General features: G+C 71.1%; 26 protein-coding genes and 1 pseudogene. 13 read left to right on the top strand and 14 right to left on the bottom strand.

Going from position 1 to position 26,463, the window contains the following annotated elements; genetic code table 11:
* Together G3I65_RS55165 and G3I65_RS55160 are read left to right on the top strand one after the other, a co-directional pair.
* The coding region (locus tag G3I65_RS55165; RefSeq protein ID WP_160704493.1) for an MFS transporter at positions 1–841 on the top strand (841 nt) is incomplete at its 5' end.
* A gap of 33 nt (positions 842–874) precedes the next feature.
* Positions 875–2,371 carry an aldehyde dehydrogenase family protein gene (locus tag G3I65_RS55160; RefSeq protein WP_160704491.1) on the top strand — a complete coding sequence of 499 codons (1,497 nt, stop codon included), beginning with the start codon at positions 875–877 and terminating at the stop codon, positions 2,369–2,371.
* Here the strand turns inward: G3I65_RS55160 and G3I65_RS55155 are convergent.
* Positions 2,368–3,936, bottom strand: coding sequence for a GMC family oxidoreductase (locus G3I65_RS55155; RefSeq protein WP_160704489.1), 1,569 nt, complete (start codon positions 3,934–3,936; stop codon positions 2,368–2,370). The genes G3I65_RS55160 and G3I65_RS55155 overlap by 4 nt on opposite strands.
* 167 nt (positions 3,937–4,103) lie before the next feature.
* Here G3I65_RS55155 and purS point away from each other — a divergent pair, with 167 nt between their 5' ends.
* Both purS and purQ read left to right on the top strand, forming a co-directional pair.
* A complete protein-coding gene (gene purS / locus G3I65_RS55150; protein WP_160704488.1) occupies positions 4,104–4,343 on the top strand; it encodes a phosphoribosylformylglycinamidine synthase subunit PurS in 240 nt (79 codons plus the stop codon).
* Positions 4,340–5,017 carry a phosphoribosylformylglycinamidine synthase subunit PurQ gene (gene purQ / locus G3I65_RS55145; protein ID WP_160704487.1) on the top strand — a complete coding sequence of 226 codons (678 nt, stop codon included), beginning with the start codon at positions 4,340–4,342 and terminating at the stop codon, positions 5,015–5,017. Before purS ends, purQ begins: the two co-directional genes overlap by 4 nt.
* A gap of 37 nt (positions 5,018–5,054) precedes the next feature.
* Here the strand turns inward: purQ and G3I65_RS55140 are convergent, their stop codons facing one another.
* From G3I65_RS55140 to G3I65_RS55125, 4 genes are all read right to left on the bottom strand, one after another.
* Positions 5,055–5,513, bottom strand: coding sequence for a hypothetical protein (locus G3I65_RS55140; RefSeq protein WP_160704486.1), 459 nt, complete (start codon positions 5,511–5,513; stop codon positions 5,055–5,057).
* A gap of 106 nt (positions 5,514–5,619) precedes the next feature.
* A complete protein-coding gene (locus tag G3I65_RS55135) occupies positions 5,620–6,048 on the bottom strand; it encodes a pyridoxamine 5'-phosphate oxidase family protein (protein ID WP_160704484.1) in 429 nt (142 codons plus the stop codon).
* Positions 6,049–6,110: 62 nt separating this feature from the next.
* Positions 6,111–7,856 (bottom strand): ABC transporter ATP-binding protein, encoded by a 1,746-nt coding sequence (locus tag G3I65_RS55130; protein WP_160704482.1) that lies wholly within the window; start codon positions 7,854–7,856, stop codon positions 6,111–6,113.
* Positions 7,853–9,487, bottom strand: coding sequence for an ABC transporter ATP-binding protein (locus G3I65_RS55125; protein WP_160704480.1), 1,635 nt, complete (start codon positions 9,485–9,487; stop codon positions 7,853–7,855). The genes G3I65_RS55130 and G3I65_RS55125 overlap by 4 nt, the downstream gene beginning before the upstream one ends.
* Positions 9,488–9,752: 265 nt before the next feature.
* Here G3I65_RS55125 and purL point away from each other — a divergent pair, with 265 nt between their 5' ends.
* The gene (gene purL / locus G3I65_RS55120; protein WP_163046927.1) at positions 9,753–12,059 is read left to right on the top strand and encodes a phosphoribosylformylglycinamidine synthase subunit PurL; all 2,307 of its coding nucleotides are present in this window, start codon (positions 9,753–9,755) and stop codon (positions 12,057–12,059) included.
* A 119-nt stretch (positions 12,060–12,178) separates the two neighbouring features.
* On the opposite strand, the gene G3I65_RS55115 is transcribed toward purL, so the two are convergent.
* The 5 genes from G3I65_RS55115 to G3I65_RS55095 form a co-directional block, all read right to left on the bottom strand.
* Positions 12,179–13,252 (bottom strand): pentapeptide repeat-containing protein, encoded by a 1,074-nt coding sequence (locus tag G3I65_RS55115; protein ID WP_160704478.1) that lies wholly within the window; start codon positions 13,250–13,252, stop codon positions 12,179–12,181.
* 4 nt (positions 13,253–13,256) lie between these two features.
* Positions 13,257–14,165, bottom strand: a complete 909-nt coding sequence (locus G3I65_RS55110) for a hypothetical protein (RefSeq protein WP_160704476.1) — start codon at positions 14,163–14,165, stop codon at positions 13,257–13,259.
* Positions 14,166–14,339: 174 nt separating this feature from the next.
* Positions 14,340–15,209, bottom strand: a complete 870-nt coding sequence (locus G3I65_RS55105) for a lysozyme (RefSeq protein WP_160704474.1) — start codon at positions 15,207–15,209, stop codon at positions 14,340–14,342.
* Positions 15,210–15,402: 193 nt separating this feature from the next.
* The gene (locus G3I65_RS55100) at positions 15,403–16,197 is read right to left on the bottom strand and encodes a lysozyme (RefSeq protein WP_160704472.1); all 795 of its coding nucleotides are present in this window, start codon (positions 16,195–16,197) and stop codon (positions 15,403–15,405) included.
* A 105-nt stretch (positions 16,198–16,302) separates the two neighbouring features.
* Positions 16,303–16,992, bottom strand: coding sequence for a type VII secretion system-associated protein (locus tag G3I65_RS55095; protein WP_160704470.1), 690 nt, complete (start codon positions 16,990–16,992; stop codon positions 16,303–16,305).
* A 61-nt stretch (positions 16,993–17,053) separates the two neighbouring features.
* On the opposite strand from G3I65_RS55095, the gene G3I65_RS55090 reads away from it, so the two are divergent.
* Positions 17,054–17,434, top strand: coding sequence for a sterol carrier family protein (locus G3I65_RS55090; RefSeq protein WP_163046926.1), 381 nt, complete (start codon positions 17,054–17,056; stop codon positions 17,432–17,434).
* Between the two features lie 12 nt (positions 17,435–17,446).
* Here the strand turns inward: G3I65_RS55090 and G3I65_RS55085 are convergent, their stop codons facing one another.
* Positions 17,447–18,244 (bottom strand): SAM-dependent methyltransferase, encoded by a 798-nt coding sequence (locus G3I65_RS55085; protein ID WP_163046925.1) that lies wholly within the window; start codon positions 18,242–18,244, stop codon positions 17,447–17,449.
* Positions 18,245–18,444: 200 nt separating this feature from the next.
* On the opposite strand from G3I65_RS55085, the gene G3I65_RS55080 reads away from it, so the two are divergent.
* The 6 genes from G3I65_RS55080 to arfB all read left to right on the top strand — a co-directional run bounded on the left by G3I65_RS55080 (position 18,445) and on the right by arfB (position 23,497).
* On the top strand, positions 18,445–19,323 hold the full coding sequence (locus tag G3I65_RS55080; protein ID WP_125308742.1) for a helix-turn-helix transcriptional regulator: 879 nt from the start codon (positions 18,445–18,447) through the stop codon (positions 19,321–19,323).
* Between the two features lie 462 nt (positions 19,324–19,785).
* The gene (locus G3I65_RS55075; RefSeq protein WP_160704466.1) at positions 19,786–20,025 is read left to right on the top strand and encodes a DUF397 domain-containing protein; all 240 of its coding nucleotides are present in this window, start codon (positions 19,786–19,788) and stop codon (positions 20,023–20,025) included.
* Entirely contained in the window at positions 20,012–20,317 is a 306-nt protein-coding gene (locus G3I65_RS55070; RefSeq protein WP_160704464.1) for a hypothetical protein, read from the top strand. The genes G3I65_RS55075 and G3I65_RS55070 overlap by 14 nt, the downstream gene beginning before the upstream one ends.
* 118 nt (positions 20,318–20,435) lie before the next feature.
* Positions 20,436–21,962, top strand: a complete 1,527-nt coding sequence (purF, locus tag G3I65_RS55065) for an amidophosphoribosyltransferase (protein WP_160704462.1) — start codon at positions 20,436–20,438, stop codon at positions 21,960–21,962.
* Positions 21,963–21,991: 29 nt separating this feature from the next.
* The gene (gene purM / locus G3I65_RS55060; RefSeq protein ID WP_160704460.1) at positions 21,992–23,062 is read left to right on the top strand and encodes a phosphoribosylformylglycinamidine cyclo-ligase; all 1,071 of its coding nucleotides are present in this window, start codon (positions 21,992–21,994) and stop codon (positions 23,060–23,062) included.
* A 3-nt stretch (positions 23,063–23,065) separates the two neighbouring features.
* Positions 23,066–23,497 carry an alternative ribosome rescue aminoacyl-tRNA hydrolase ArfB gene (gene arfB, locus G3I65_RS55055; protein WP_160704458.1) on the top strand — a complete coding sequence of 144 codons (432 nt, stop codon included), beginning with the start codon at positions 23,066–23,068 and terminating at the stop codon, positions 23,495–23,497.
* Here the strand turns inward: arfB and G3I65_RS55050 are convergent.
* The 3 genes from G3I65_RS55050 to G3I65_RS55040 all read right to left on the bottom strand — a co-directional run bounded on the left by G3I65_RS55050 (position 23,494) and on the right by G3I65_RS55040 (position 26,193).
* Positions 23,494–24,222: a GNAT family N-acetyltransferase gene (locus G3I65_RS55050; RefSeq protein WP_160704456.1), complete on the bottom strand. Its 729-nt coding sequence runs from the start codon at positions 24,220–24,222 to the stop codon at positions 23,494–23,496. The two genes, arfB and G3I65_RS55050, sit on opposite strands and share 4 nt — an antisense overlap.
* Before the next feature lie 170 nt (positions 24,223–24,392).
* Complete coding sequence (locus G3I65_RS55045) at positions 24,393–25,049, bottom strand: VanZ family protein (RefSeq protein WP_160704454.1); 657 nt, start codon at positions 25,047–25,049, stop codon at positions 24,393–24,395.
* Positions 25,050–25,287: 238 nt separating this feature from the next.
* The gene (locus G3I65_RS55040; protein WP_160704452.1) at positions 25,288–26,193 is read right to left on the bottom strand and encodes a Gfo/Idh/MocA family protein; all 906 of its coding nucleotides are present in this window, start codon (positions 26,191–26,193) and stop codon (positions 25,288–25,290) included.
* A 77-nt stretch (positions 26,194–26,270) separates the two neighbouring features.
* On the opposite strand from G3I65_RS55040, the pseudogene G3I65_RS55035 reads away from it, so the two are divergent.
* A pseudogene (locus G3I65_RS55035) lies at positions 26,271–26,463 on the top strand (hypothetical protein); the annotation flags it as partial.

Here is a 26,463-nt window from a genome sequence, read left to right as displayed (position 1 = left end):
GCTCGCGCTCGTCCTGCTGCCCGGGATCTCGGCCGGCGCGCTGTCCGGCGGCTTCCGGACGCTCCTGGCCGACACTGTGGACGACGAGCTGCTGCCCCGCGCGATCTCCGTCGACGCGATGATCCTCGAAGGCGTGCTGATCGGCGGTCCGGCGCTGGTCGCGCTGCTCGATCTGGCCGGTCCGGTGGTGCCCGTCGCCGCCATGGCCGTCGCGTGCGTGGCCGCCGCCGCGCTCGTCCCGCGCCGCGTGGGTGAGCACGAACGGGTGGAATCCGCGGACGACGTCCCGCCCGCGGGCGTCCTCACCTACCTGCCGTGGCTGTGCTGCGCGTTCACCGTCGGGCTGCTGCTCTCGACGATCGAGGTCGCGCCGCTGCCGCTGGTGCAGCGCCTCGGCGCGCCGGAGACGGCCGCGCCGGTCGTGATCGCCGTGCTCAGCGGGGCGAGCATCCTGGGCAGCGCGCTCTACGCGTGGCGCGGCAAGACCGGCGACCCGCGGCTGTTCCTCGCCGGGTTCGTGGTCGGCGGGCTCACCCTCGCGGCCGATTTCGGCTGGCCCGGACTGATCGCCTCGATCGCGGTCATCGGCGGGTGCACCGGACCGCTGGTCGCCACGACGTCGGTCAACCTCCAGCGCCTGCTGCCGAAGAACCGCAGGTCAGCGGGGTTCTCGCTGAGCTTCACCGTGCAGGCGTGCGGGTTCGGGCTGGGCTCGCTGGCGGTCGGCGTGCTGCCGTTGTGGCTCGCCCCGCTCTTCGGTGTCTTTGCCGCGGCGATCGCCGGTGCAATGCTGGTGGTGAAGCCCTCGCGAGCTATTGGCACAGTGTCAGTAACGTCGTAACCTGGGCTGAACCTCGACCAACGGGAGACGCCGATGACCGCCGTCCAGCCGAAGCCGACGTCGGTCGGCGAAACCTTCGACTCGCTCAGCCCGGCGACCGACGAGGTGGTCGGAACCTACCCGATCCACTCGGCGGAAGACGTCAAGGCGGCCGTCGAGCGGGCGCGCGTCGCCGCGAAGTGGTGGGAAGGCCTCGGCTTCGCCGGGCGCGCGGAGCGGCTGAAGAGCTGGAAGGGCGTGCTGACGCGGCGGCTGCCGCAGCTGTGCCAGGTGGTCCGCGACGAGACGGGCAAGCCCATCGCCGACGCGCAGCTCGAGAGCGTCCTGGCCATCGAGCACATCGCCTGGGCGGGCAAGCATGCGAAGAAGATCCTCGGCAAGCAGAAGCGCTCGGCTGGCCTGCTGATGTCGAACCAGGCCGCCACCGTCGAGTACCAGCCGCTCGGCGTGGTCGGCGTGATCGGCCCGTGGAACTACCCGGTGTTCACGCCGCTCGGCTCCATCGCGTACGCGCTCGCGGCGGGCAACGCCGTCGTCTTCAAGCCCAGCGAGTACACCCCCGGCGTCGGGAAGTGGCTGGTCGACGCGTTCGCCGAGATCGTCCCGGAGCAGCCGGTGCTGCAGCTGATCACCGGCTTCGGCGAGACCGGCGCGGCGCTGGTCGGCGCCGGCGTCGACAAGATCGCGTTCACCGGCTCGACCGCGACGGGCAAGCGCATCATGGCCGCGGCCGCCGAGACGCTCACCCCGGTCGTCATCGAGGCGGGCGGCAAGGACCCGGTGCTGGTCGACGCGGACGCCGACCTCGACGCCGCGGCCGACGCCACGGTCTGGGGCGCCTTCTCCAACTCCGGCCAGACCTGCATCGGCGTCGAGCGCGTGTACGTCCACGAGAAGGTGCACGACGCGTTCGTCGCGAAGGTCGTCGAGAAGTCCAAGGACGTGCGCGCGGGGTCGGACGAGGCCGCGCAGTACGGCCCGGTGACGATGCCCTCGCAGCTGGGCGTGATCAAGCGCCACATCCAGGACGCGCTGGCCCGCGGCGGCAAGGCGGTCCTCGGCGGCGAGGACGCGGTCGGCGACCGCTACGCGCAGCCGACGGTGCTGGTCGACGTCCCGGAGGACTCCGAGGCGGTCACCGAGGAGACCTTCGGCCCGACGGTGACGATCGCGAAGGTCCGCGACATGGACGAAGCGGTCGAGAAGGCGAACAGCACGAAGTACGGCCTGGGCTCGACGGTCTTCTCGAAGTCCCGCGGCGTCGAGCTGGCCGAGAAGCTGCGCACCGGCATGACGGCGATCAACGCGCCGCTGTCGTTCGCGGGCATCGCTTCCCTGCCGTTCGGCGGGGTCGGCGACTCCGGCTTCGGCCGCATCCACGGCCCGGAGGGGCTGCGCGAGTTCGCCCGCACGAAGGCGATCGCGCGTCAGCGGTTCACCGCCCCGCTGACGCTGACGTCGTTCAGCCGCAAGGAATCGACGGACGCGCTGGTCGCCAAGCTGGTGACCATCCTGCACGGCAAGCGCTAGCGGCCCCGGATCAGGTCCGCCGCCTTTTCCGCGACCATGATGGTCGGCGCGTTCGTGTTGCCCCGCGGCACCACGGGCATCACGGACGCGTCGACCACGCGCAGCCCTTCGACGCCGTTCACCCGCAGCTGCGGGTCGACGACAGTGCCGATCGAGCAGGTCCCGACCGGGTGGTAGAGCGTCTGCGTGTTCTCGCGGATGTGGTCGGCCAGCTCGGAATCGCTGAGGTCGTGCCGCGCGGGCAGGAACGGCTGGTCGAGGAACCGCTTGAGCGGCCCCGACTTCCCGATGTCGATCAGCGCGCGCAGGCCGGCGATCATCGTCTCCATGTCCTTCGGCTCCGCGTAGTACGCCGGGTCGATTTCCGGCTTCCACAACGGGTTCGCCGACTTCAGCCGCAGCCGGCCGCGGCTCGCGACGTCCACCAGCGTCGCCGCCGACGTGAACCCCGGGACCGTCGGTTCGCGCAACCCGTTGTCGTAGAACAACGTCGGCGCCACGTGGATCTGCATGTCCGGCGCGGGCAGGCCGTCGCCGGTCGGGAAGAACGCGCCCGCCTCGCCGATGTTGGACGCCAGCGGCCCGCGCTTGGTCAGCTGGTAGCGGATGAGGCCGCGCGGGGTCGCCGCGTCGACCAGGTCGGTGGTGCCGCGCGTGGACCAGATGATCCCGCAGGCCGGGTGGTCGTGCAGGTTCTCGCCGACGCCGGGCAGCGCGGCGACGACGTCGATGCCGTGCTCGCGCAGGTGCTCCGCGGGCCCGACGCCGGAGACCATGAGCAGCTGCGGCGAGTTCACCGCGCCGCCGGAGAGGATCACCTCGGTGGACGCGTGCGCGGTGCGCTCGACGCCGTTGTCCAAATAGGACACCCCGGCGGCGCGGGTGCCCTCGAAGACGATCCGGGTCGCGGGCGAGCACGTCTTCACGGTGAGGTTCGGCCGCTCGAGCGCCGGGCGCAGGTAGGCGTCCGCGGTGGACCAGCGGCGGCCCTTCTTGCAGGTCACCTGGTAGACGCCGGCGCCTTCCTGGATCTCGCCGTTGAAGTCGTCGGTGCGCTTGAGGCCCCACGAGACGGCCGAGTCGACCCAGGCGTGCGACAGCTCGTGGGTGAACCGCCGGTCCTCGACGTGCAGCGGGCCGTCGGTGCCGTGCAGCGGCCCGCCGAGCCGCTGGTTGCCCTCGGCGCGCTTGAAGTACGGGAGGACGTCGTCCCAGCCCCAGCCCTCGGCGCCGTGGGAATCGCGCCAGCCGTCGTAGTCGGCGCGGTTGCCGCGGATGTAGATCATCGCGTTGATCGACGAGCAGCCGCCGAGCAGCTTCCCGCGCGGCCAGTAGGACGTCTTGCCGGTGTGCTTCTGCTCGACGGTCTCGTAGTTCCAGTCCCACTTGGTCTTGAACAGCGAGGGGAACGCGGCGGGGATGTGGACCTCGTCCGCGGTGTCCTCGCCGCCGGCTTCGAGCAGCAGGACCTGGGCCGACGGGTCTTCGGTCAGGCGGTTGGCGAGCACGCAGCCCGCGCTGCCGGCGCCGACGATGACGTAGTCGAAGGACTCCTGGACGGCCACGGTGCCTCCTGTTGGCGAGATGTCAACGACTCATCATGGCGCAGCCCCGCGCCCTCGGCCAGTCTAGGTTTTCCGGTGGCCCTCGCCACCTGGGCGCGAGGGCGGCGAACGGGGTCAACTATGCTGGCCCGGTACCCACGACCTGCGTGAATAAGGAGCAGCCTGCCGTGGCCCGAGTCGTCGTCGACGTCATGCCGAAGCCCGAAATCCTCGACCCGCAGGGACAGGCCGCGCTCGGCGCCGCCGGCCGCCTCGGCTTCACCGGGATCAAGGAGATCCGCCAGGGCAAGCACTTCGAGATCGAGATCGACGACACGGTCGACGACGCCACGCTGGAGAAGATCGCCGAAGGCTTCCTCGCGAACCCGGTGATCGAGCAGTGGACCATCAAGCGGGTGGAGGCGTGAGCGCGCGCATCGGCGTCATCACCTTCCCGGGCACCCTGGACGACGGCGACGCGGCCCGCGCGGTCCGCTACGCCGGCGCCGAGGCGGTTCCGCTCTGGCACGCGGACGAGAACCTCCACGACGTCGACGCGGTCGTCGTCCCGGGCGGCTTCTCCTACGGCGACTACCTCCGCGCGGGCGTGATCGCCCGCTTCGCCCCGGTGATGACCCCGGTGATCGAAGCGGCGCGCGGCGGCATGCCGGTCCTCGGCATCTGCAACGGCTTCCAGATCCTGTGCGAGGCGGGCCTCCTGCCGGGCGCGATGATCCGCAACCAGGGCCTCCACTTCATCTGCCGCGACCAGTGGCTCCGCGTGGAGAACACCGACACGGCGTGGACGACGCGGTACGACGCCGGCGCCGAGATCCTCATCCCGATGAAGAACATCGACGGCTGCTACATGGCCGAGCAGTCCACTTTGGACGAGCTCGAGGCCGAGGGCCGCGTGGTGTTCCGGTACGTCGGCGGCAACCCGAACGGCTCGCGCAACGACATCGCGGGCATCCGCAGCGAGAACGGCCGGGTCGTCGGCCTGATGCCGCACCCGGAGCACGCGATCGACGCGCTGACCGGGCCGTCGGACGACGGGCTCGGCATGTTCTTCAGCGCGGTGGACGCGCTGGTCAAGGCGTGACGAACGGGCGGGCGACGCGGGTCGCCCGCCCGCTCCTTCAGTTGCTGCTCAGGTTTTCGGCCACACCGTCGCGGTCCGCGTTGACCGGCCTGCTGCACCAATAGGGGCCGCTGTTCGTCTGGCACACCTGGATCTTGAGGCGGTCGAACCCGCCGACGAGGTCGGGGTCGCCGATCGTGAAGTGGAACGGCGACGCCGAATCGGCGGGGGTGCTCCTGGTCGTGCCGTCGATCTTGACGGACCCGGCGTAGGCCTCGAAGTAGACGGTCGTCCCGACCCCGCCGCTGTCGTACATGGTCCCCTGCAGTTCGGCGGTGCGATTGCCCCACACGACACCGCCCCAGGTCCCGCCGACGGTGCAGTTCGTCGCGCACAGGTCGAAGGTGTCGTTCGGCCAGGTCGCCGCCGCGGCCGGCGCGACCACCGTCGCCGTCATGGTGATCGCGGCGGCGGCCGCGGCCACCCCGGTCCGCAGTGCTCGGCGTGTCGGCGACATCAAGCTTCTCCTCGGGTCGGGCGGGCTCCAGCACCGGCCACCACGCCCGGCCCGGGCTCGCGGTTGGGGCCCGAGCGGACCTTTCACCTGTTCGGAGCAGCCGTCGTCAGGTCTTGCTCTGGTCGTTCGACAGCCACTTTTCCGGCCGCACCCGCACCAGTACCGACCGCTCCCCGAGGGACGCGTCCACGTAGGCCGTCGCCTGCTCCGGCGGCCAGTAACGGTGCGCGATCCGCAGGGCCTGCTCCCGCGTCGGCGGCGCGTCGTTCGCGATCACCGGTCCCTCGACCGTCACGTACCGGTACGGCGGGTTCTCGTCCTGCGCCACCAGGCTTAACCGCCCCGCGGCCCGGATCGAGCGGTCCTTGACCGTGTCCCGCTCCATCCAGATCAGCAGCTCGCCGCCCGGCGAGTAGTCGTACCAAACGGGGACCGCCAGCGGGGCCCGGCCCGCGCGCTCCACCGCCAGCACCCCGACGTGCGCTCCGCTCAGGAACTCTTCGCGTTCCGCCACGGTCATCACGAAAGACGACATGTCACTCCCCAGTGTCCGTTGACACCGGGGAGCAACACGCCACCATGTCCGGACATTCCGGACTACGAAGCCGCCGCCACCAGGCGCGCGTAGGAACCGCCCGCGTCCAGCAGGTCGGCGTGCGGACCCAGCTCCGTGATGCGGCCGTCCTCGACCACCGCGACCCGGTCGGCCGCCGCGGCCGTGTGCAGGCGGTGGGCGATCGCGATGACCGTCCGGCCGGACAGCACGCTGTTCAGCGACCGCTCCAGGTCCCGCGCGGAGCCCGTGTCCAGCAGCGACGTCGCTTCGTCGAGCACCAGCGTGTGCGGGTCGGCCAGCACCACCCTGGCCAGCGCCAGCTGCTGCGCGATCGCCGCCGGCACCGGGTGCTCGCCGGAGCCCAGCTTCGTGTCGAGGCCGGACGGCAGCGACGCCACCCAGCCCGACGCGCCCGCCGAGGCCAGCGCGGCCAACAGCTCTTCGTCGGTCCAGTCGCCGCCCGAGCGCCGGGCCGGCAGTGCCAGGTTCTGCCGCAGCGTCCCCGAGAACACGTGGTGTTCCTGGGTCAGCAGCAGCACCTCGCCGCGCAGGACGTCGTCGGCCAGTGCCGAGACGTCCTGGCCGCCGATCCGCACCGAACCCGACGACGGCGCCGCGATGCCGGCCAGCAGCCGGCCCAGCGTCGACTTGCCCGCGCCGGACGGCCCGACGATCGCCAGCCGCTCGCCGCGCGGTACCCGCAGGTCGATGCCGTGCAGCACCTCGCGGTCGGCGGTGTAGGCGAACCGGACGCCGTGCACGTCGATGTCCCGCCCGCGCGGCACCTCCGTCACCTTCGGCGCCTCCTCGGCGGCCACCGAGTGGACGCCGCGGATCCGGCGCGCCGCGGCCGCCGCGACCTGCAGGTCCTCCAGCCAGAACAGCGCCTCGTTCAGCGGCGCGGCCATCGCCTGCATGTACAGCAGCATCGTGGTGATCTCGCCGAGCCCGGCCCAGCCCCGCGTGTACGCGAGCAGCCCGAGCGGCAGCATGACCGCCAGCGGCACGACGTAGCTGATCTCCAGCGACGGCAGCCAGCGCAGCTGCAACGCCCGCATCCGGCGCTCGCCGAGGATGCTGCGGTCCAGCGCGTCGTACGCCGCGCCGACCCGGCGGTCGGTCAGGCCGAGCGCCTCCACCGTGCGCGCGCCTTCGGCCGTCTCGTGGACGCTCGTGGTCAGGTCCGCCCAGCGGTCCAGCATCCACTGCATGACCGCCGGGATCCGCCGCTGGTACCAGACGTTGACCGGCACCAGCAGCGGCACCGCGACCAGCAGGCCCAGCGCCAGCAGCGGCGACGTCAGCACCATCGCGACGACCGTGAACACCACGGTCACCGCCGCGACCAGGATCTCCGGCGCCGCGAACCGCGCCGCGTGGTCGATCCGGCCGAGGTCGGTGGTGGCCCGGCTGAGCAGGTCGCCGGTGCCGGCCGCCTCGACGGTGCCGAGCGGCAGCTTCAGCGCCGTCCCGACGAACTCTTCGCGCGTGTTGGCCAGCACCAGTTCGCCGAACACCGCACCGCGCATCCGCGCGATCTTCCGCGCCAGCGCCTGCAGGAGCAGGATCCCGACGAACACCGCCGCGAGCACGTCGACGTGGCCGGTGGTGGTGCCGGCCGCGACGTCGTCGACGAGCGCGCCGAGCAGCTGCGGCCCGGCCAGCCCGATCAGCGTGGCCACCGCCAGCGAGCCCAGCAGCAGGCCGAACTCGCGTCGGTGGATCGCCGCCGTCCGCAGCGCCCAGCGGCGGACGTCCCGCCGGGACGCCGTGGGGAGCCGTTTCATACCGTCACTACCTTCGCCGTGAAGACTTCGTCCGCTACGTGTGTCCACAAAGGACTCTGGCTGAACACCACCGTCGTCTTGCCGCGGCGCAGGGCCGCGACGCGCTCGGTGATGCGTGCCTCCGTGTGCGCGTCGACCGCCGACGTCGGCTCGTCCAGCACCAGCACGTCGGCGTCGGCCGCCAGCGCGCGGGCCAGGTTCAGCCGTTGCCGCTGGCCGCCGGACACCTCGCGCCCGCGCTCGCCGATCACCTCGTCGACGCCGCCGGGCAGCGCCTCCACGATGTCGTCGGCGTCGGCCGCGTACAGCGCTTCGGTGATGCCCACGCCGCTCGCCCGCGCCGGCGCCAGCTGCTCGCGCAGCACGCCGGAGAACCAGATGTCCTGGTTGTGCGCGTAGACGACCCGCCGCCGCAGCTCCGCGAGCGCGACCTGGTCCGCCCGGACCCCGCCGACCAGCACCGCTTCGCCGTCGGCCGGGTCGGCGAACCTGGCCAGCCGGTCCGCCACCGCTTCGCCGCCGGCACCGAAGTCGACGACCGTCAGCCGGCCGGGCGCGACCCGGACGCCGGACTCGGTGTCGACCAGCTCCAGCGGCCCTTCGGGCAGCGGCACCGGCGTCTCCGGGTCGGCCAGCTTGGGGCGGATCGCCAGCAGCGCCACGACCTTCCGCGACGCGACCAGCCCGGACGTGATCGAGCCGACCGCCTCCGTCGCGGCCGTGACCGGCCAGATCAGGAACGCCGAAACGCCGTAGAACGCCACCAGCTGCCCGACGTCGATCGAGCCGGCCACGGCCAGCCGCGCGCCGAGCCAGGTGATCACCACGGTGACCAGGCCCGGCAGCGCGATTTCCGCCGCGGCCAGCCACGCCTCGGCCTTCCCGACTTCGATGCCGGCCCGCCGCACCCGCTGGCTCGTCTCGCGGAAGCGGGCGAAGAACCGCCGCTCGCCGCCGATGCCGCGCAGGATCCGCAGGCCGGACACGATGTCCGCGCCCAGCGCGTTGACGTCCCCGCGTTGCTCACGCTGCTTCGCCTTGCGCTTCTGCAGCGGCGCCAGCAGCGGGCCGATGCCGAGCACCGCGACCGGCACGCCGACCAGCGCGACCACGCCGAGCAGCGGCGACGTCGAGACCAGCCACACCGCGACCACGACGAACGCCAGCAGCGAGCCGACCGCCCGCCCGGTCATCTCGACGGTGTTGCCGACGTGGTTGATGTCGGTGGTGCTGACGGCGACGAGGTTGCCGGTGGTCGTCTGCTCGCGCAGGCCGGCGCCGACGCGGGTGGTGTGCGCCGAGACGGTGCGCTGCGTCGTGCCGGCGCCGTGCAGCCACAGGCCGTAGTTGAGGAAGTGCAGCCAGGTCCCGAAGACCGTCTGGACCAGGCCGAGGACGGCCGCCGCGAGCGCCCAGCGCCCGACGGCGGCGCCGTCGTGCGCGCCGATGGCGCCGATGCCCTGGCCGACGACCAGCGGCAGCAGCGCACCGGGCAGTGCCCAGACGACACCGATCGCGGCCGCGCCCAGCACCGTCCCGAGCCGGGCCCGGAAGACGGCGAGCAGGAAGCGGCTCGCGGTCGGCCGCACGGGCAGCCGCAGCGGCGGAAGGGGGTATGTGGCGGAAAGCACGATTCTCGACGTTAAGCCGGTACCCGGGGGAAGGCGACCGATTTTCGGCCGGACGGCACCGGCGCCTGCCCTTTCGGGCGCGCCCTGCCGCTCGGGGGACCCCCGGTTTCAACGTTACCCGCGGGGTCCGACAATTCCGGGCTCGCGCGCCTGGGTTGTCCCCAGGCCGGGCCGCGGTGTCGCGCCGCTCACACCTCGCGGCGGCCGCCCGATTTCGGTGGCCCAGTGTCCGGGGTGGCCGGGCCCGGCACGTATCCTGGCGGCCGTGGCGAACCCTGACACGGACACCGTGACCAGCACCGTTGACACCACCGAGCGCGCCGGGGCGACCCCGGAGCACACCCAGCCGTATCGGGAACTGGGCCTTGCCGACGACGAGTACGCCCGCATCCGGGAAATCCTCGGCCGCCGGCCCACCGACGCCGAGCTGGCCATGTACTCGGTGATGTGGAGCGAGCACTGCTCCTACAAGTCGTCGAAGAAGCACCTGCGGTACTTCGGGGAGACCGCCACCGACGAGATGAAAGCCAAGATGCTGGCCGGCATCGGCGAAAACGCGGGCGTCGTCGACATCGGCGAGGGCTGGGCGGTCACCTTCAAGGTGGAGAGCCACAACCACCCGTCCTATGTGGAGCCCTACCAGGGCGCCGCGACCGGCGTCGGCGGCATCGTCCGCGACATCATGGCGATGGGCGCGCGTCCCCTCGCGGTCGCCGACGCGCTGCGCTTCGGCCCGGCCGACGCCCCCGACACCAAGCGCGTGCTGCCCGGCGTCGTGGCCGGCGTCGGCGGCTACGGCAACTGCCTCGGCCTGCCGAACATCGGCGGCGAGCTGGTCTTCGACCCGTCCTACTCCGGCAACCCGCTGGTGAACGCCCTGTGCGTCGGCGCGATGCGCGTCGAAGACCTGCACCTGGCGTTCGCGTCCGGCACCGGCAACAAGATCATCCTGTTCGGCGCCCGCACCGGCCTCGACGGCATCGGCGGCGTTTCCGTCCTGGCGAGTGACACCTTTTCGGGTGACGAGTCGGCGTCCGGCCGCAAGAAGCTCCCGAGCGTCCAGGTCGGCGACCCGTTCACCGAGAAGGTGCTCATCGAGTGCTGCCTCGAGCTGTTCGCGCAGAAGCTCGTCGTCGGCATCCAGGACCTCGGCGGCGCCGGGCTGTCCTGCGCGACGTCCGAGCTGGCCGCGGCCGGCGACGGCGGCATGCACATCTACCTCGACCGCGTTCCGTTGCGCGCCACCGGGATGACGCCCGCCGAGGTGCTCTCGAGCGAGTCGCAGGAGCGCATGTGCGCGGTCGTCTCGCCGGAGAACGTCGAGGCGTTCATGGCGGTCTGCCGCAAGTGGGACGTCATCGCCACCGACATCGGCGAGGTGACCGACGGCGAGCACCTGGTGATCACCTGGAACGACGAGGTCGTCGTCGACGTCCCGGCGCACACCGTGGCGCACCAGGGCCCGGTGTACGACCGGCCGATCGAGCGTCCGTCCTTTCAGGACTCCTTGATCGCGGACACGTCTTCGAAGCTTCCCCGTCCGTCCACTTCGGATGAACTGCGCGCGGACGTCCTTCGCCTGATCTCTTCGCCCAACCAGGCGTCGAAGGAATGGGTGACGTCGCAGTACGACCGGTACGTGCGCGGCAATTCCGTGCTGTCGCAGCCGTCGGACTCCGGCATGATCCGGATCGACGAGTCGTCCGGCCGCGGCGTTTCGGTCGCGACGGACTGCAACAGCAAGTTCGTCTACCTCGACCCGTACCGCGGCGCGCAGCTGGCGCTGGCGGAGGCGTACCGCAACGTCGCGGCGGGCGGCGCGACCCCGGTCGCGGTGTCGGACTGCCTGAACTTCGGCGCCCCGACCGACCCGGGCGTGATGTGGCAGTTCGAGCAGGCGGTGCACGGCCTCGCCGACGGCTGCGTCGAGCTGGGCATCCCGGTGACGGGCGGCAACGTGAGCTTCTTCAACCAGACCGGTTCGACGGCGATCCTGCCGACGCCGGTGATCGGCGTCCTCGGCGTGATCGACGACGTCACCCGCCGCATCCCGACCGGCATCGGCGCGGAAGCGGGCGAAACCCTGCTGCTGCTGGGCGAAACGCACGACGAGCTGGACGGCTCCGCGTGGGCCCGCGAACTCCACGGCCACCTCGGCGGCGTGCCCCCGCGCGTGGACCTGGCGCGCGAGAAGCTGCTGAGCGAGATCCTGGTGGCGGGCTCCCGCGACGGCATGATCTCGGCGGCGCACGACCTGTCCGACGGCGGCCTGATCCAGACGCTGGTCGAGACCGTCCTCATCGGACAGTGCGGCGCCCGGGTCTTCCTCGACACCGACCAGGACCCGTTCGTCCAGCTGTTCTCCGAGTCGGCGGGCCGCGTGCTGGTGGCGGTCCCGCGCACGGAAGAGCTGCGCTTCACGGAGATGTGCACGGCCCGCGGCCTGCCGTGGCGCAAGACCGGCGTGGTCGACCCGGAGTCGGGCACGCTGGAGCTGCAGGGCATCACGGAGTTCACGCTGGACGAGCTGCGCGAGGCGTGGGAAGGCGCCCTGCCGGCGCTGTTCGACTGAGCTTTCCCGGTCTGTCCACAACCCGAGCCGGCTGTGGACAGACCGGGCTCAGCACCGGGTTTCGTCGCACCCCGCCGGTAGACTGGACTCGGGGACGCCCCCCGTGGAGGGCGGGGGCGTCAGCCCCGCTTCGCGACGATCCGCAGTTCCCCGTCGTGCAGTTCCTCGAAGTCCCACGCTTCCGGCAACCGCACGTCCTTCTCGGCCCGAACCCGCGTGTTGTACAACGAAACCGCCGCCGGCAGCGAAGCGAACCGCAGGTCCGTCTGCCCGGCGAACGAAGCCCGCCGCAGATCGAGCGACCCCGTCGCCTGAACCCCGCCGAACATCGCGTCCTTCGCGAACTTCGCGTCCTTGAACGTCGTCTCCCCGGCGAACGTGGACTCCGTGAAGTCCGCGTCTTCGGCGAAGGCCGTCCCGCTGAACCACGCGTGGCTTTCGAAAACCGCGCCGCGGCACCGGAAGTACCCGATCAGGCGGCCGGTCTCGGTGCCCGCGGCGGTGAAGTACACCCGGCCGGTGAAGCGGCAGCCGCTGAGGTTCGTGCTGCTGCGCAGCTCCGCGTACCGGAGCAGCAGGCCGCCGATCAGCTTGCCCGAGAGGTCGAAGTACTCCAGCCGCGCACCGGTCAGGTCCAGGTCGTAGGCCGGGCCCTCGGCGTCGCGGGCCGGGAGCAGGTCGGTGACCAGGCGTTGCGCCGTGAGCCGGACCGTGAGCTCGCGTTCCTGCTCCGGGTCCCGGGCGTCGCCCGAGGACTCGGTGTGCGAAAACGGCCGCCGCAGGTACGAGCACAGCACGTCCAGCACCGTCTGCGTGTACTCCGGCCGGCTGCGCGCCAGCCCCGCCAGCGCGTGCAGCGCGCCCACGCGCACCTGGTCCGCGGTGTGGCCGAGCAGCTCGACCGCCTTCGCGAACCGCTCGTCCGCCACCCGCTCGCGGTCCTGTTCCGCGCGCTGCGACTCGAGTTCGTGCCGGCGGCGCTCGACGTCCTGGCGGCCTTCCTCGACCCGGCGGCGCCGGTCGTTGAGCCACAGCGCGTACAGCGCCACGACCGCGCCGCCGGCCAGGCCGCCCGTCTTCAGCGCGTCACTGCGGCTGGTGGCGGGGTCGGTCAGCAACCAGCCGCCGACCCCGAGCAGCAGCACCACCGACGCGAAGCACGTCCACGCCAGCGGCGATCGCCACGGCTTCACCCGCTCAGGAAACCAGCATGGTGCTGACGCAGAAGCCCTTGTCGTCGAAGTTCGTCGCGCTCAGCGTGCCCTTGACGTTCTTGCCCGCGGACGTCCCGGTCACCTGGCCCTCGACCAGGTACTCGTCGTCCGGCACCTCGCCGAGCGTCAGCTGCAGCGGCGGCTTGAGGAACGTGTCGAGCCACGAGTCGAGCAGGTCCTTCGAGTCGGAGCAGCCCAGCGCGAGCGCGCCGGCCTTGTCGCCGCCATTCAGCTTGTCGATGAAGCCCTGCAGGACGGCCTTGGCGTCCGAGGCGCCGGAGCTCGACGGCGGCTTCGAGGTCGGCGTCGTCGTCTTCTTGGGCGTGCTCGTCTTCGGCGCCGTCGGCTTCGCGGACGTGCTCGACGACGGCGGCGCCGCGACGGTCGTGTTGTCGTCCTTCGAAAGGAAGAACCCGGGCGCGACGAAGCCGGTGACGCCCAGCGCCGCCAGCACGACGACCACAGTGGCGCCGATCGCGATCCACATCCCGGTCTTGCTCTTCTTCGGCGGCGCCGGCGGCCCGCCGAAGCCCTGCCCGTAGCCGGCCGTCGACTGGTCCCAGCCGGACATCTGGCCGCCCTGGTTCGGGTCCCAGGCCTGCTGGCCGTACTGCTGCGCGTTCGGGTCCGCCCACGCCGACTGCTGTTGCTGCGCGTTCGGGTCGCCCCACTGCGGCTGCGGGCTCGCCGGGAAGCCGCCCGAGGGGTAACCCTGCTGCTGCTGGCTGGGATCCCAGCCCTGCGGGTACTGCTGCGTCGGGTACGGCTGTTGCTGCTGGTTGGGGTCCCACCCACCCTGCTGCGGGTACGGCTGCTGGAAGCCACCGGACTGGGGCTGCTGGCCGTACGGGTCGGGCTGGCCGGGCTGGCCCGGCTGAGGCGGGTACGTCATCTTTCATGCCTTCCGGGCGCTGGTTGAACGTCTGCGATCCGACGTCCGGTGGACGCGAGCGGTTCCCCCAGACGTGTGCGCAGCATTCTGCAAGGTCGGACGGTACGGCATGAAACCGGCTCCCGGCCGTGCCGACGCGAAGTCGTCACGATCCGGGAGCCGGGTGGGTGCGGGTCAGCCGTTGGCGAGCGCCTGGAGCCGGTCGTAGGCACCGTTGAAGGTGTCCTGGTCGAGCGGGCTCGAGGTGTACTGCCAGACGGTGTAGTAGCTCCAGTTGTACGGCAGGGTGCCCACCGTCGACGCGTACCGCGCGACCCACAGCGGGGCCGTGCTGGAGAAGTCACCGCTCACGCAGCTGCTCCACCAGCTCGTCGACGTGTAGATCACCGGGTAGCGGCCGGTCAGGGAGTGGTAGGTGTCGTGGAAGTCGAGGATCCACGACGTCATCCCGGCCTTGCTCAGCCCGTAGCAGGTCGCGCCGTACGGGTTGTACTCCATGTCGAGCGCGCCGGGCAGGGTCTTGCCGTCCCTGGACCAGCCGCCGCCGTGGGCGACGAAGTACTTGGCCTGCGCCGCGCCGCTCGAGGTGTTCGGCGTGGCGAAGTGGTACGCGCCGCGGATGAAGCCCTGGTTGTACGAGCCGTTGTACTGCTGCGCGAAGTACGGGTTGGTGTAGCTGGTGCTCTCGGTGGCCTTGGTCCAGACGAACCGCTTGCCCTGGTTCCACCAGTTCGCCCAGTTGACGTTGCCCTGGTAGCTGGCGACGTCCATGCCGGCGACGGTGGCCAGCACGGTGTTCGGGACGGCCTGGGCCGGCTGCGGCTGCTGCGCCGCCTTCTGCGTGTCCGGTGTCGACTTGTCGCCTTCGACGCGCCGGATCTGCGACCCCAGTTCGTGGTTGTGCTGTGCGATGTCCGCGTTGATCGCGGCGACCGGGTCGGCCTCGGGGGAGAACGTCGCCGCCTGCGCCGTGCTGCCGAGCAGGAGCAGCGTGGCCGGGACGACCAGGGCGGCGAACAGCCGCCCTCTTCGGGAAGTGGACATGTTGGAATCCCTTCACAGAACCCTCGCTGAGGGCGGCTATGTGCAGGTAGCCGCCCGGGCACGATTGTTGAGGACGGGATGGCGGTTTGTCACTCAGTTCCGTGAAATTGGGTATACGGGTGGGTGATTTTCTCGGGAAGTCGATCTTCAATTCGTGACCGGTTAACACCTATTACCGTGAGCGTTCCGCCGTTCAGCCCAGCGCGAGCGCGCGCAGCCGGTCGGCCGAGCCGTTGAACCAGTTCTGGTCGCCGGGCAGGGTGCCGCGGTCGGCGAACTGCCAGATCGTGTGGACGCCCCAACCGGCGGGCAGCTCGCCGATGTAGGTGTTGTAGCGGGCGATCCAGAGCGGGTTGTCCCCGAAACCCCCGTTGTTCGCGGTGCAGCGCTTCCACCAGTTCGTCGACGTGTAGATCGTCGGGTAGCGGCCGGTCGCCGCGCGGTAGGTCTCGGAGAAGTCGCTGAGCCAGCGGACCATGCCCGCGGCGTCCTTGCCGTAGCAGGTTTCGCCGTAGGGGTTGTACTCCGCGTCGAGCGCGCCGGGCAGGGTCCGGCCGTCGGCCGACCAGCCGCCGCCGTGGGCGAGGAAGTACCGCGCCTGCGCCGCCCCGTCGGAGACGTCCGGCCGCGCGAAGTGGTAGGCGCCGCGGATCAGGCCGGCGTCGTACGAGCCGTTGTACTGCTGCGCGAACTGCGGGTTGACGAAGCCGGTGCCTTCGGTCGCCTTGACGTAGACGAACTTGGCGCCGGCGCGCGCCGCGCCCGGCCAGTCGACCGGGCCCTGGTGGCCGCTGACGTCGTGGCCGAGCTGCTGGTCGTCGGACCCGTACAGCACGCCGGGCACCGCGTCGACGCCTTCGACCTTGGCGATCTGCGAGCCCGCGAAGTGGTCTTCGGCCCCGGCGTAGATGTCCTGGGCGGTCGCCGGCGCCTGCCCCGCGACGAGCAGGACCGCGGCGGCGAAGGGAAGCAATACCCGTCTGTTCACCCTCTTGCTCCCCACCGGTCTCGTGAGTCTTCTCCAGCCTCACGATGCACCCGAGCCGCGGATCCGGCGACTCGGGTTGTCACTCGATGGGGTTAAACCCGCAGGTCAGCGCTGTTCGTCGGCGATCGCCTTCACGAGGTGCTCGGCCGGCACGACGGCGGTGATCAGGTCGTGCGGGTTGATCGCGACCGGGTGACCGCCGAGCAGGCTGACGATGTCGCGGCCCAGCACGGCGCGGGCGTGCGGCCACTCGCTCGGCACCAGCGCCTTGCGGGTGTACGCCGGCACCATCACGCGGCCGTCGGTGTTGTGGAACCCGATGACCGTGCGCTGCACCGGCGACATCGCGTAGACGAACAGCGTCGAGTCGAGGACGACCTTCGGCAGGTCCGACGCCGGGCGGTGCTCGGTGCGGACGAGCTGCAGCAGGTGCTCGAGGTCGTTCGTCGGCTCCGGGAAACCCAGCGCCTTGGGCGAAGGCCGGTAGCGGTCGTTGGGGTGGAAGTCCGCGACGACGTCGCCCACGCCGTTCACCGGGTACGCGCCGACGACCGCCCACGACGGGACCGGCCCGTTCGGGTCGAAGGCCTCGTCGATGACGTAGAGCCAGCTGTTGGGGTTGGCGCGCGCGTTCGCCCGCATCTCCGCGGTGATCTCGGGAGTGCCCTGCTTGCCGGAGCGCCGGGCCTGCTGGCCACCGCGCCGCGCCGCGCGGCTGTGCTTGCCGGGGTGTTCCGGCCCGCTTCCGGTGGGCTGCTGCGAAACCATCCGATCCGCCTCGTCCCGCTGCGCCATCTCGTCCCCACGTTCTCGGGTGTGCCGTAAAACTCTTGGTGGGCCACTCTACTGTTTGCCCATGGCCTCTTCGCGTTCGGTCGACCCCGGACAGTTACGTGCGGCGGTGGTGGCGGTTTTCCCTTGGCTGCAGGGCGATGCGCCGGACCCGGCGCGCCCCGAACTCGCCGCGGCTGTCCGGCTCAGCCTGCGCGCGCTGGCGGCCGACGCGCCGGGCCGCACGGTCGAAGTCCGCGTGCCGCCGTTCGCGGCGGTGCAGTGCGTGGAAGGACCGCGGCACACCCGCGGCACCCCGCCGAACGTGATCGAGACCGATCCGCGCACGTGGCTCGAACTGGCCACCGGCCGACTGGACTGGACCACCGCGGTGGCGGACGGCCGGGTGTCCGCGTCGGGCACCCGGGCCGACCTTTCCCATTGGCTCCCCCTCGTCCGCCTCTGACGGACGGGAGCCCTACGGCTTGCGGCCGACGCCGCCGGCGATCGTCCGCTGCGCGACGTTCAGCTCCTTGAGCCGCGGGCCGTCCGGCCACCAGTCGGCGCACCGGACCACGCCCGGCGGCACCATGTCGAGGCCCGGGAACAGCTCTTCGATCTCCTTCTGCGTCCGGAAGGTGCCGGAGCCCATCGGGCTGTGCAGGAAGAAGTCCTCCATCCGGCGGGCGGTCGCGGAGTCTTCGTTCTCGGGGTCGAAGAAGTGGCTGAGCCCGACGAACGAGCCGGACGGCAGCGCGTCGACGTACTCCCGCATGATCTCGGCGGGCCGGTCGTGGTCGCCGTTGAAGTGGTGCAGCGTGCCCATCTGGAGCAGGACCAGCGGCTGGCTGAAGTCGATGTGCTCGCGGACGACCTCGTTCTGGATGATCCGCGCCGGCTCGAAGATGTCCTCGGCGACGAAGTGGGTGTGCTCGTTCTCCTCGAGCAGCGCCCGGCCGTGGGCGAGGACCACCGGGTCGTTGTCGACGTAGACGACCTTCGTCTCCGGGTTGATCCGCTGGACGACCTGGTGGGTGTTCTCCGCCGTCGGCAGGCCGGAGCCGAGGTCGAGGAACTGGGTGATGCCGGTCTGGCTCGCGAGGAACCGGCAGGCGCGGATGAGGAAGCCGCGGTTCTCGAACGCGAGGTCCTGCGCCTCCGGGGCGGCCTTCTGCACCTTGTGCAGGACCTCCCGGTCGATCTCGTAGTTGTCCTTCCCGAGCAGGAAGGCGTCGTACACGCGCGCGATGCTGGCACGGGTCGGGTCGACCCCCACGGGAACTCGTTCGGTCCGGGTCGCGGCATCGGGCATCTTGAACCTCGCAAGTTCTGTGTCGAAAGTCTCGTACTCTACGTAGAGTAGGCCGACGCGCGCACGGGGTAAACCGGGTCACCTCTTTGCGCAGGACGGGTTAACGTGTACTTTCGGTAGTCGGGCTAGAACCCCCTGGTGACGTGAGCGCGGAAGGTCCGGGAATGAACGCGGTGAACGCGTCCGCAGGAGAACAGAACATCGGCCCCACGGCGCGCCGCATGATCCTGGGCTCGCAGCTGCGGCGGCTCCGTGAGGAAGCCGGCATCACCCGCCAGCAGGCCGGGTACAACATCCGCGGGTCCGAATCGAAGATCAGCCGCCTCGAACTGGGCCGCGTCGGCTTCAAGGAACGCGACGTCACCGACCTCCTGACGATGTACGGCGTCGAGGACTCGACGGAACGCCAGACGTTCCTCGACATGGTCAAGCAGTCGAACGAGCCGGGCTGGTGGCGGCGCTTCGGCGACACGATGCCGAACTGGTTCACCGACCTCGTCGGCCTGGAAGAAGCCGCCGCGCGAATCCAGATCTGGGAGCCGATCTACGTGTCGGGCCTGCTCCAGATCGAGCCGTACGCCCGCGCGATCTTCAGCCACGGCCGCCCGGAGATGGCGGACGAGCGGGTCGACCAGCTGGTCGCGCTGCGCATGCGCCGGCAGAAGATGTTCAGCAGGCCGGACGCGCCCCGCGTGTGGATGGTGCTCGACGAGTCGGTCCTGTACCGGCCGATCGGCGGCGTGAAGGTGCTCAAGCAGCAGATCGAATACCTGCTCGAGATGAGCGCGCTGCCGCACGTGTCGGTCCAGGTACTGCCGTACAGCCGCAGCGGGCTCTCCGCGGAACACGCGTTTTCGCTGCTGCGGTTCGGTGAGCCGGAACTGCCGAACATCGCGTACGTCGAATACCTGACCGGCGCGCACTACATCGAGAAGCGCGAAGAGATCGAGAAGTACAGCCGGGCGCTCGACATGCTGGCCGTGGATTCGGAGACGCCGGAGCGGAGCCGGGCCCTGCTGGCGAAGCGACGCGCGGAGATCTGACGCGCGGGTCGGGTTCGCCGGTCGCGAATGCCTGGTCCGCGCCGGTCGCGCGCAGTCCGTCCGGCGTCGCGCGGATGTCGTGAAAGGGTCATTCATGTCGTCCGACGACATGAATGAGTCATTCATGACATCGCGGACGGGCGGATCGGCCGTGCTGCCCGACTTTGCCGGAGCCCTGCCGTCCCACCTTCAGCGCCGCCTTCCGTCGTCACTCTCCGGAGCCTCCCCGCCAAACCAGCCCCACTCACCGGTAACTACTCGTAGTGGTTAACCCGAAAGGGCACCCACTCATCACCCGATAGGTTAACCGGGACCAGGTGATTCTTTACCGTCGGAGAACTTTGCAAGAAATTCTGCACGTGCATTTACCGTTGCAGGCACACGTGCTAGCCTTCGATACGCGGGCAAATGCACATGCAGATGCGGCGCCCGAGGGCATATTCCGCTTCGAGAGGTGGGAACATGGCTGAGCGATTCGAGAACGGCATCCCGGCCGATCGGCTCTCCGGCGCCCAATGGCGCAAGGCGAGCTACAGCGGCGCGGTGGGCAACTGCGTCGAGGTGGCACCGCTGACCAGCGGCGAGATCGCGATGCGCAACTCGCGCTTCCCGACCGGCCCGGCGCTCGTCTACACGCGCGCGGAGATGGCGGCCTTCCTGGCCGGCGCCAAGGACGGTGAATTCGACGATGTCCTCGGCTGAGGCCGTCGCCTCCGTCTTCGACATCGAAACCGGATTGCAGGAGCTGGTGGCTCGCGGTTACCAGTTCGTCCACCCCGCCGACGAGAGTGGCGAGGTCCTCGCCGTCGTCGGCGTGCGGGTGCACGATGACGTGGTGGACGTGGTCCGGCTCAATGCCGAGGACGACGTAGTGGCGACCCGGATGCCCGGCACCGAAGACAACATCTTCGAGCCGGAGCGGTGGCTGTGGCGCCGCCGTGGCGAAGGCGCACAGGTGCTCTCCGAGATCCTCTCGTTGCCGGATGCGTGCTAGGAACCCAAGCTTTCAGGCCCCGTTCGAAGTGGTCAGAACCACTCCGGGCGGGGCCTGAGTCATGTCCGCACCGTCTACACTGAAACCGGCCTGACCACGTCTTCCCAGGAGCTCCTCGGTGGTTTCCGACCCCCAGCTCGTGTCCGACCAGCCCGAACCGGAACCCCGCGAGGAGTGTGGCGTCTTCGGCGTCTGGGCTCCCGGGGAAGAAGTCGCGAAGCTGACCTACTACGGCCTCTACGCCCTGCAGCACCGCGGGCAGGAGGCCGCCGGCATCTCCGTCTCCGACGGCTCGCAGATCGTGGTCTTCAAGGACCTCGGCCTGGTCAGCCAGGTGTTCGACGAGCAGATCCTGCAGTCGCTGCAGGGGCACATCGCCGTCGGCCACTGCCGGTACTCGACCACCGGCGCGACCATCTGGGAGAACGCCCAGCCGATCTTCCGCACCACCGAGACCGGCAGCGGCCTCTCCTTCGCGCACAACGGCAACCTCGTCAACACCGCCGAGCTGCGCGAACGCACCATCGAGGCGGGGCTCAAGCCGCACGCGGGCCTGACCGGCTCGTCCAGCGACTCGGACCTGATCTGCGGCCTGCTCGCCGCGAACGCCGCCGACAAGGGCATCGAGGCCGCGGCCATGGAGCTGCTGCCCACCCTGAAGGGCGCCTTCTGCCTGGTGTTCTCCGACGAGAACACGCTGTACGCGGCCCGTGACCCGCACGGGGTGCACCCGCTGGTGCTCGGCCGGCTCGAACGCGGCTGGGTCGTCTCGAGCGAGACGGCCGGCCTCGACATCGTCGGCGCGTCCTTCGTCCGCGAGGTCGAGCCCGGCGAGCTGATCGCGATCGACGCCGCGGGCCTGCGCTCCTCGCGGTTCGCGAACCCGGACCCCAAGGGCTGCGTCTTCGAGTACGTCTACCTCGCGCGCCCCGACACCACGATCGCCGGCCGCGGCGTGCACGCCACCCGTGTCGAGATCGGACGGCGGCTCGCCGGCGAGCAGCCCGTCGAGGCCGACCTGGTCATGCCGGTGCCGGAGTCGGGCACGCCGGCCGCGATCGGCTACGCGCAGGGCTCCGGCATCCCCTACGGCACCGGCCTGGTGAAGAACGCCTACGTCGGGCGCACGTTCATCCAGCCGTCGCAGACCATCCGCCAGCTCGGCATCCGCCTCAAGCTGAACCCGCTGCGCGACGTCATCCGCGGCAAGCGCCTGGTCGTGGTGGACGACTCGATCGTCCGCGGCAACACCCAGCGCGCGCTCGTCCGCATGCTGCGGGAGGCCGGCGCGCTCGAGGTGCACGTCCGGATCGCGTCACCGCCCGTGCGCTGGCCGTGCTTCTACGGCATCGACTTCGCCTCGCGCGCCGAGCTGGTCGCGAACGGCGTCGACCTCGACGGCATCCGGCGCTCGATCGGAGCCGACTCCCTGGGTTACATTTCCCTGGACGGCCTGGTCGCGGCGGCGGAACAGCCGAAGTCGCGGCTGTGCACGGCGTGCTTCTCCGGCGAGTACCCGATCGCGCTCCCGGAGGACGCGCTGATCGGGAAGCACCTGCTCGAAAGCCTCGACTCGGTCAATGGCGCGGCAACTCCCGTCAGCCCCGCCGGGTACGGTGCCGAAGACGCCGTCCGGCGTCCCTAGCAGTTCCTTCCAGAGGGAGTCCTTCCACCGTGAGCGAGTCCACGAGCGCCACGTACGCCGCCGCCGGGGTCAGCATCGACGCCGGCGACCAAGCCGTCGAGCTGCTCAAGCCGCACGCCGAGCGGGCCACGCGGCCCGAGGTCCTGGGCGGTGTCGGCGGTTTCGCCGGGCTCTTCTCCCTCAAGCTCGACAAGTGGAAGGAGCCGGTGCTCGCGTCCTCGACCGACGGCGTCGGCACCAAGATCGCGGTCGCGCAGGCGCTGGACAAGCACGACACGGTCGGCATCGACCTGGTCGCCATGGTGGTCGACGACCTGGTCGTGACCGGTGCCGAGCCGCTGTTCCTGCAGGACTACATCGCCGTCGGCAAGGTGCACCCGGAGAAGGTCGCCGCGCTGGTCGGCGGCATCGCCGAGGGCTGCGTGCAGGCCGGCTGCGCGCTGCTCGGCGGCGAGACCGCGGAGCACCCGGGCCTGATGGGCGAGCACGACTACGACATGTCGGCCACCGGCGTCGGTGTCGTCGAGGCTTCGCAGCTGCTTTCGCCGGAAAAGGTCCGTCCGGGTGACGTCGTCCTGGCGCTCGGCTCGTCCGGATTGCACTCGAACGGGTACTCCCTGGCCCGCCACGTGCTGCTCGACATCGCGCGGATGCCGCTCGACGGCCACGTCGAGGAGTTCGGCCGCACCCTCGGCGAGGAAATGCTGGAGCCGACGCGGATCTACGCGAAGGACTGCCTGGCGCTCGCCGCCGAGACCGAGGTCCGGACGTTCGCGCACATCACCGGCGGTGGCCTGGAGGCCAACCTCGCCCGCGTCATGCCGCGCGGCCTGGTCGCCCGCCTCGAGCGCGGCACCTGGACGCCGGCGCCGGTGTTCGCCCTGATCGGCCAGCGCGGCAAGGTCGAGCGCGCCGAGCTGGAGAAGACGTTCAACATGGGCGTCGGCATGGTCGCGATCGTCGGCTCTGAGGACGTCGACCGCGCGCTGGCGATGCTGACCGCGCGGCACGTCCCGGCGTGGATCCTGGGCGACGTGCAGCCGGCCGGCGACGTCGACGGCCCGCGCGCGGTGCTCTCGGGCGACCACCCGCGGTTCTGAGGCGTGGCCACCGGGGACGTCGTGGTCGGCTCCCGGTTCGTCGTTCCGGAGGCCGAGCTCAGCGAACGCTTCTCGCGCTCGTCCGGCCCCGGCGGCCAGGGCGTCAACACCACGGACTCGCGCGTCGAGCTGTCGTTCGACGTCGCCGCGTCGCCGTCGATCCCGGACCACCTGCGCGACCGCGTGCTGGCCGCGCTGGAGTCCCGGCTGGTCGACGGCGTCCTGACCATCGCGGCCAGCGAGCACCGGTCACAGCTGCAGAACCGCGAAGCGGCGCGTGGCCGGCTGGCGAACCTGCTGCTCGACGCGTCGGCGCCGCCGCCGGCCAAGCGGCGCCCCACGAAACCCTCGCGGGGTTCGAAGGAGCGCCGCCTGGCGTCGAAGAAGCGCCGGAGCGACGTGAAGCGAGGCCGCTCCGGCCGCTTCGACGACTAGGCCAGCGAAAGGTGCACGCACTCGCCCGCCGGCCGGTAGCCGACCCGGGCGTAGACGTTCCCGATCCCCAGGTCACCGGGGGTGAGGAACGCCGTGTGCGCGCCGGCCTCGTGGACTTCCCTGGTGAGCCGCGCGGTGAGCGCCGCGGCGATCCCGCGGCCCCGGTACGGCTCGAGCACGGCGATGCCGGCGATCTCGGTGGTGCCGTCGACGACCTCGAGCGCGAGGCCGCCGCCGACGACCACGCCGCCGGCCTCCGCGAGGAGGTGCCGGACGCCGGACCTCGGCTCTTCGTCGTCACCGATCTCCGCGGGCTCGCCGAACGCCGTGTTCTGCGCGGCCCGCAGGCGCCGGAAGTCTTCGCCGGACTCCGGCGCGCGTAGCCGGATCCCCGCCGGTGCCGGTTTGCCGACCCGGTCGGCGGGGCCGCACGTCATCAGCGGTACGCGCCGTTCCGGCGCGTACCCCGCCTCGACTAGCAGGTGCTCCAGGTCGGGTGCGACGTCGGTGAAGTACTCCAGCCGCGGGAGCAGGTCCCGCCGCCGGAACGCCGCGGTGAGCGCGTCGATCTCGGCCGTGGTCGGCTTCGCGCCGTCGTCCGGGATCGCGTAGTTGAGCATCGGGTGCGCCGTTCCCGGCGAGTAGGTCGCCAGGAACGGGCCGACCCGCTCGGTCTCGCGGCCGCGCGGCGCCGTTTTGCGGACGTAGTTCTGGATGGCGGACATTCGAGCCTTTCGAAAGCGCGTCAAGGAACCGCGGCCCGGTGGGCTCGCGGGCGGATCGCCGGGCGTCGGGCCCAGCGGGGGCCGACGCCGGAAGCGGCGCCAGGCATAGGCGGTCATTCCTTGACTCGAAGGGGCTCTTCCCGCTCAGTTTCGCACGGGCCTCAACCGGATTACCGGCGCTTCGGGTGCGAGATGGCGGCGTAGCGCGTGTCCCACACCGAACGCGGCACGCGCGTCTTGAGCGTGGGTGACTCGCAGATCCGCCGCCGTTGCGCGGGAATCGCGACCGGCACCGGCGGTGGCGGGTCCAGCGCGTGCCACTTCCGCCGGCTCAGCGCCGCGCCGAGCGTCGCGCCCGCGGTGTTGAGCAGGACGTCGTCGGTCGAGGTCACCCGGCCGGAGTGGATCAGATATTGCGTACCTTCCACCAGCAGGGACGCGAGCAACGCGGCCAGCGCGACGCGCGCGAGCGTGCGCAACCGCCGCATCCGAAGGGGGAGCAGGGCGCCGAGCGGGCAGAGGAGCAGGACGTTCCCGATCACCTGCCAGGGTGAACCGTCGTCGGCGAACGCCGCGGTGAGGTCGGCGCCGGGAACGAGATCGAGAGTGCTCTCGGAAGAGCCGCCGACCGGCATGATGACCAGGCAAAACACCAGAAAGGCGACGAGCACGGCGGCGCAGTCGACGCCGGCTGTCGCGGTCGCGAAGCGGGCCGGGAGTCTTCGCCGTCGCCGGGCCGCGAGCAGCGGCCAGCCGAGCAGCGCGTACGGCAGCGCGATGGCGGTTATCGGAATCATCCCCCAGAAGGCGCGAAGCAGGGCTTCCATGCGCCTCCTCTCTCGGAACCCCTCCACTGAAATCACCTTCGCATTGCAAGATCGACTCGGCAGGCCGAGTGAGCCGCACTATTCGGTGATCTTTCCGGTGGCGGAGTCCGCCCCGCCGTGGTTCGGTCGGGAGGCGCACTGTCCACAGTGGAAACTGTGGACAACCCTGTGGAAGAAATGGGGGATAGTGGCGGAAACCGTTGTTCCGCAACGGAAACGCGCGCGAGGGGCCTGTGTACTACTCGGCGAGCCGTCGGGCCTGGTCGAGCAGCGTCTGCAGGTGCAGGCCGCGCCGGACGTCGCACGGGTGGGTCGTCGTGCCGCTGGCGATCATCGCCGCGAAGTCGTCCAAGAGCGCGGTGTAGGACTCCTGCGCCGAGCCCGGTTTGCGGCCGAGCGTCCGGTAGCCGTGCTCGCCCCAGACGGCGAGTTCGACGACGGTCGGCTGCACCGGCAGCCGCAGCGAGAGCGTGGCGGTGCTGATCACGCCGCCCTCGTGGGCCAGCATCAGGTGCCAGAGGTCGCCGGGGCTCCGCCGCGCGGCGACGACGCCGGTGATCGGGCCGAGCGCGGCGTCGAGGAGGTCGAGCGCGTGCGGGCCGATGTCGAACAGCGCGCCGCCGTCGTCCTGGCGCCACTCCGACGCCGCGTACTGGCCGCCGAGCAGCGCACCGGACAGCCAGCGCGCACCCCCGCCCGCCCAGCCGCCCGCCTGGGCGAGGCCGGCGAGCCACTCCTGGGTCTGCGTCGAGTACCGGAGGGTCAGCACGACGAGCGCGGCGACGTCGGCGGCGGCGACCGCGTCGGCCAGCCGTCGCGCGCCGTCGAGGTCGGCGGCGATCGGCTTCTCGAGGATCAGGTGCTTCCCGGCTTCGGCCGCGAGCACGCCCAGTTCGGCCTGGATCGACGGCGGAACGGCCAGCGCGACCGCATCGACCTGCTCGAACAGCTCCTCGACGCTGCCCGCGGTGTTCGCGCAGTGGGTCTCCGCAAGCGCTTGCGCCGCCTCCGGCCGCCGCGCCCAGACCGCGGTCAGTGCCGTGCCGGGGTGGTCCGCGAGGCCCGGTGCGTGCACCGTCTTCGCCCACGGGCCGGCGCCGATCAGGCCGACGCGCAGCTGTCCGTCCGCGATGAGCTGTCCCACGGCCCGCAGTCTAGGTGTGTCGCTCGTCGCGCCGGAACCGCACCTTCGACGGGTGCTCGCCTGGCTAAAGTTCCTGCATGATCGCCTCCCGGTTCGCCGTCGTCTGCGCACTCCTGTTCGGCGCCGCCTTCGTGGGCGCCGCGCCCGCGTCGGCGGCGGGCACGGACGGGACCTGCCCGGAGGGCGGCGGCGTCACGGTGGTCGTCGACTTCGGCGACCTGGGCCCGCAGCCGCTGGTCCGCTGCGCACCCGGCACGCCGGCGAACGGCA

This window comes from Amycolatopsis sp. SID8362 (assembly GCF_010550475.1).
In the GTDB taxonomy this organism is placed as follows: Bacteria; Actinomycetota; Actinomycetes; order Mycobacteriales; family Pseudonocardiaceae; genus Amycolatopsis; species Amycolatopsis eburnea.
The sequence above is the reverse complement of the archived record's forward strand: the minus strand, read 5'-3'. Positions and strand labels throughout refer to the sequence as shown.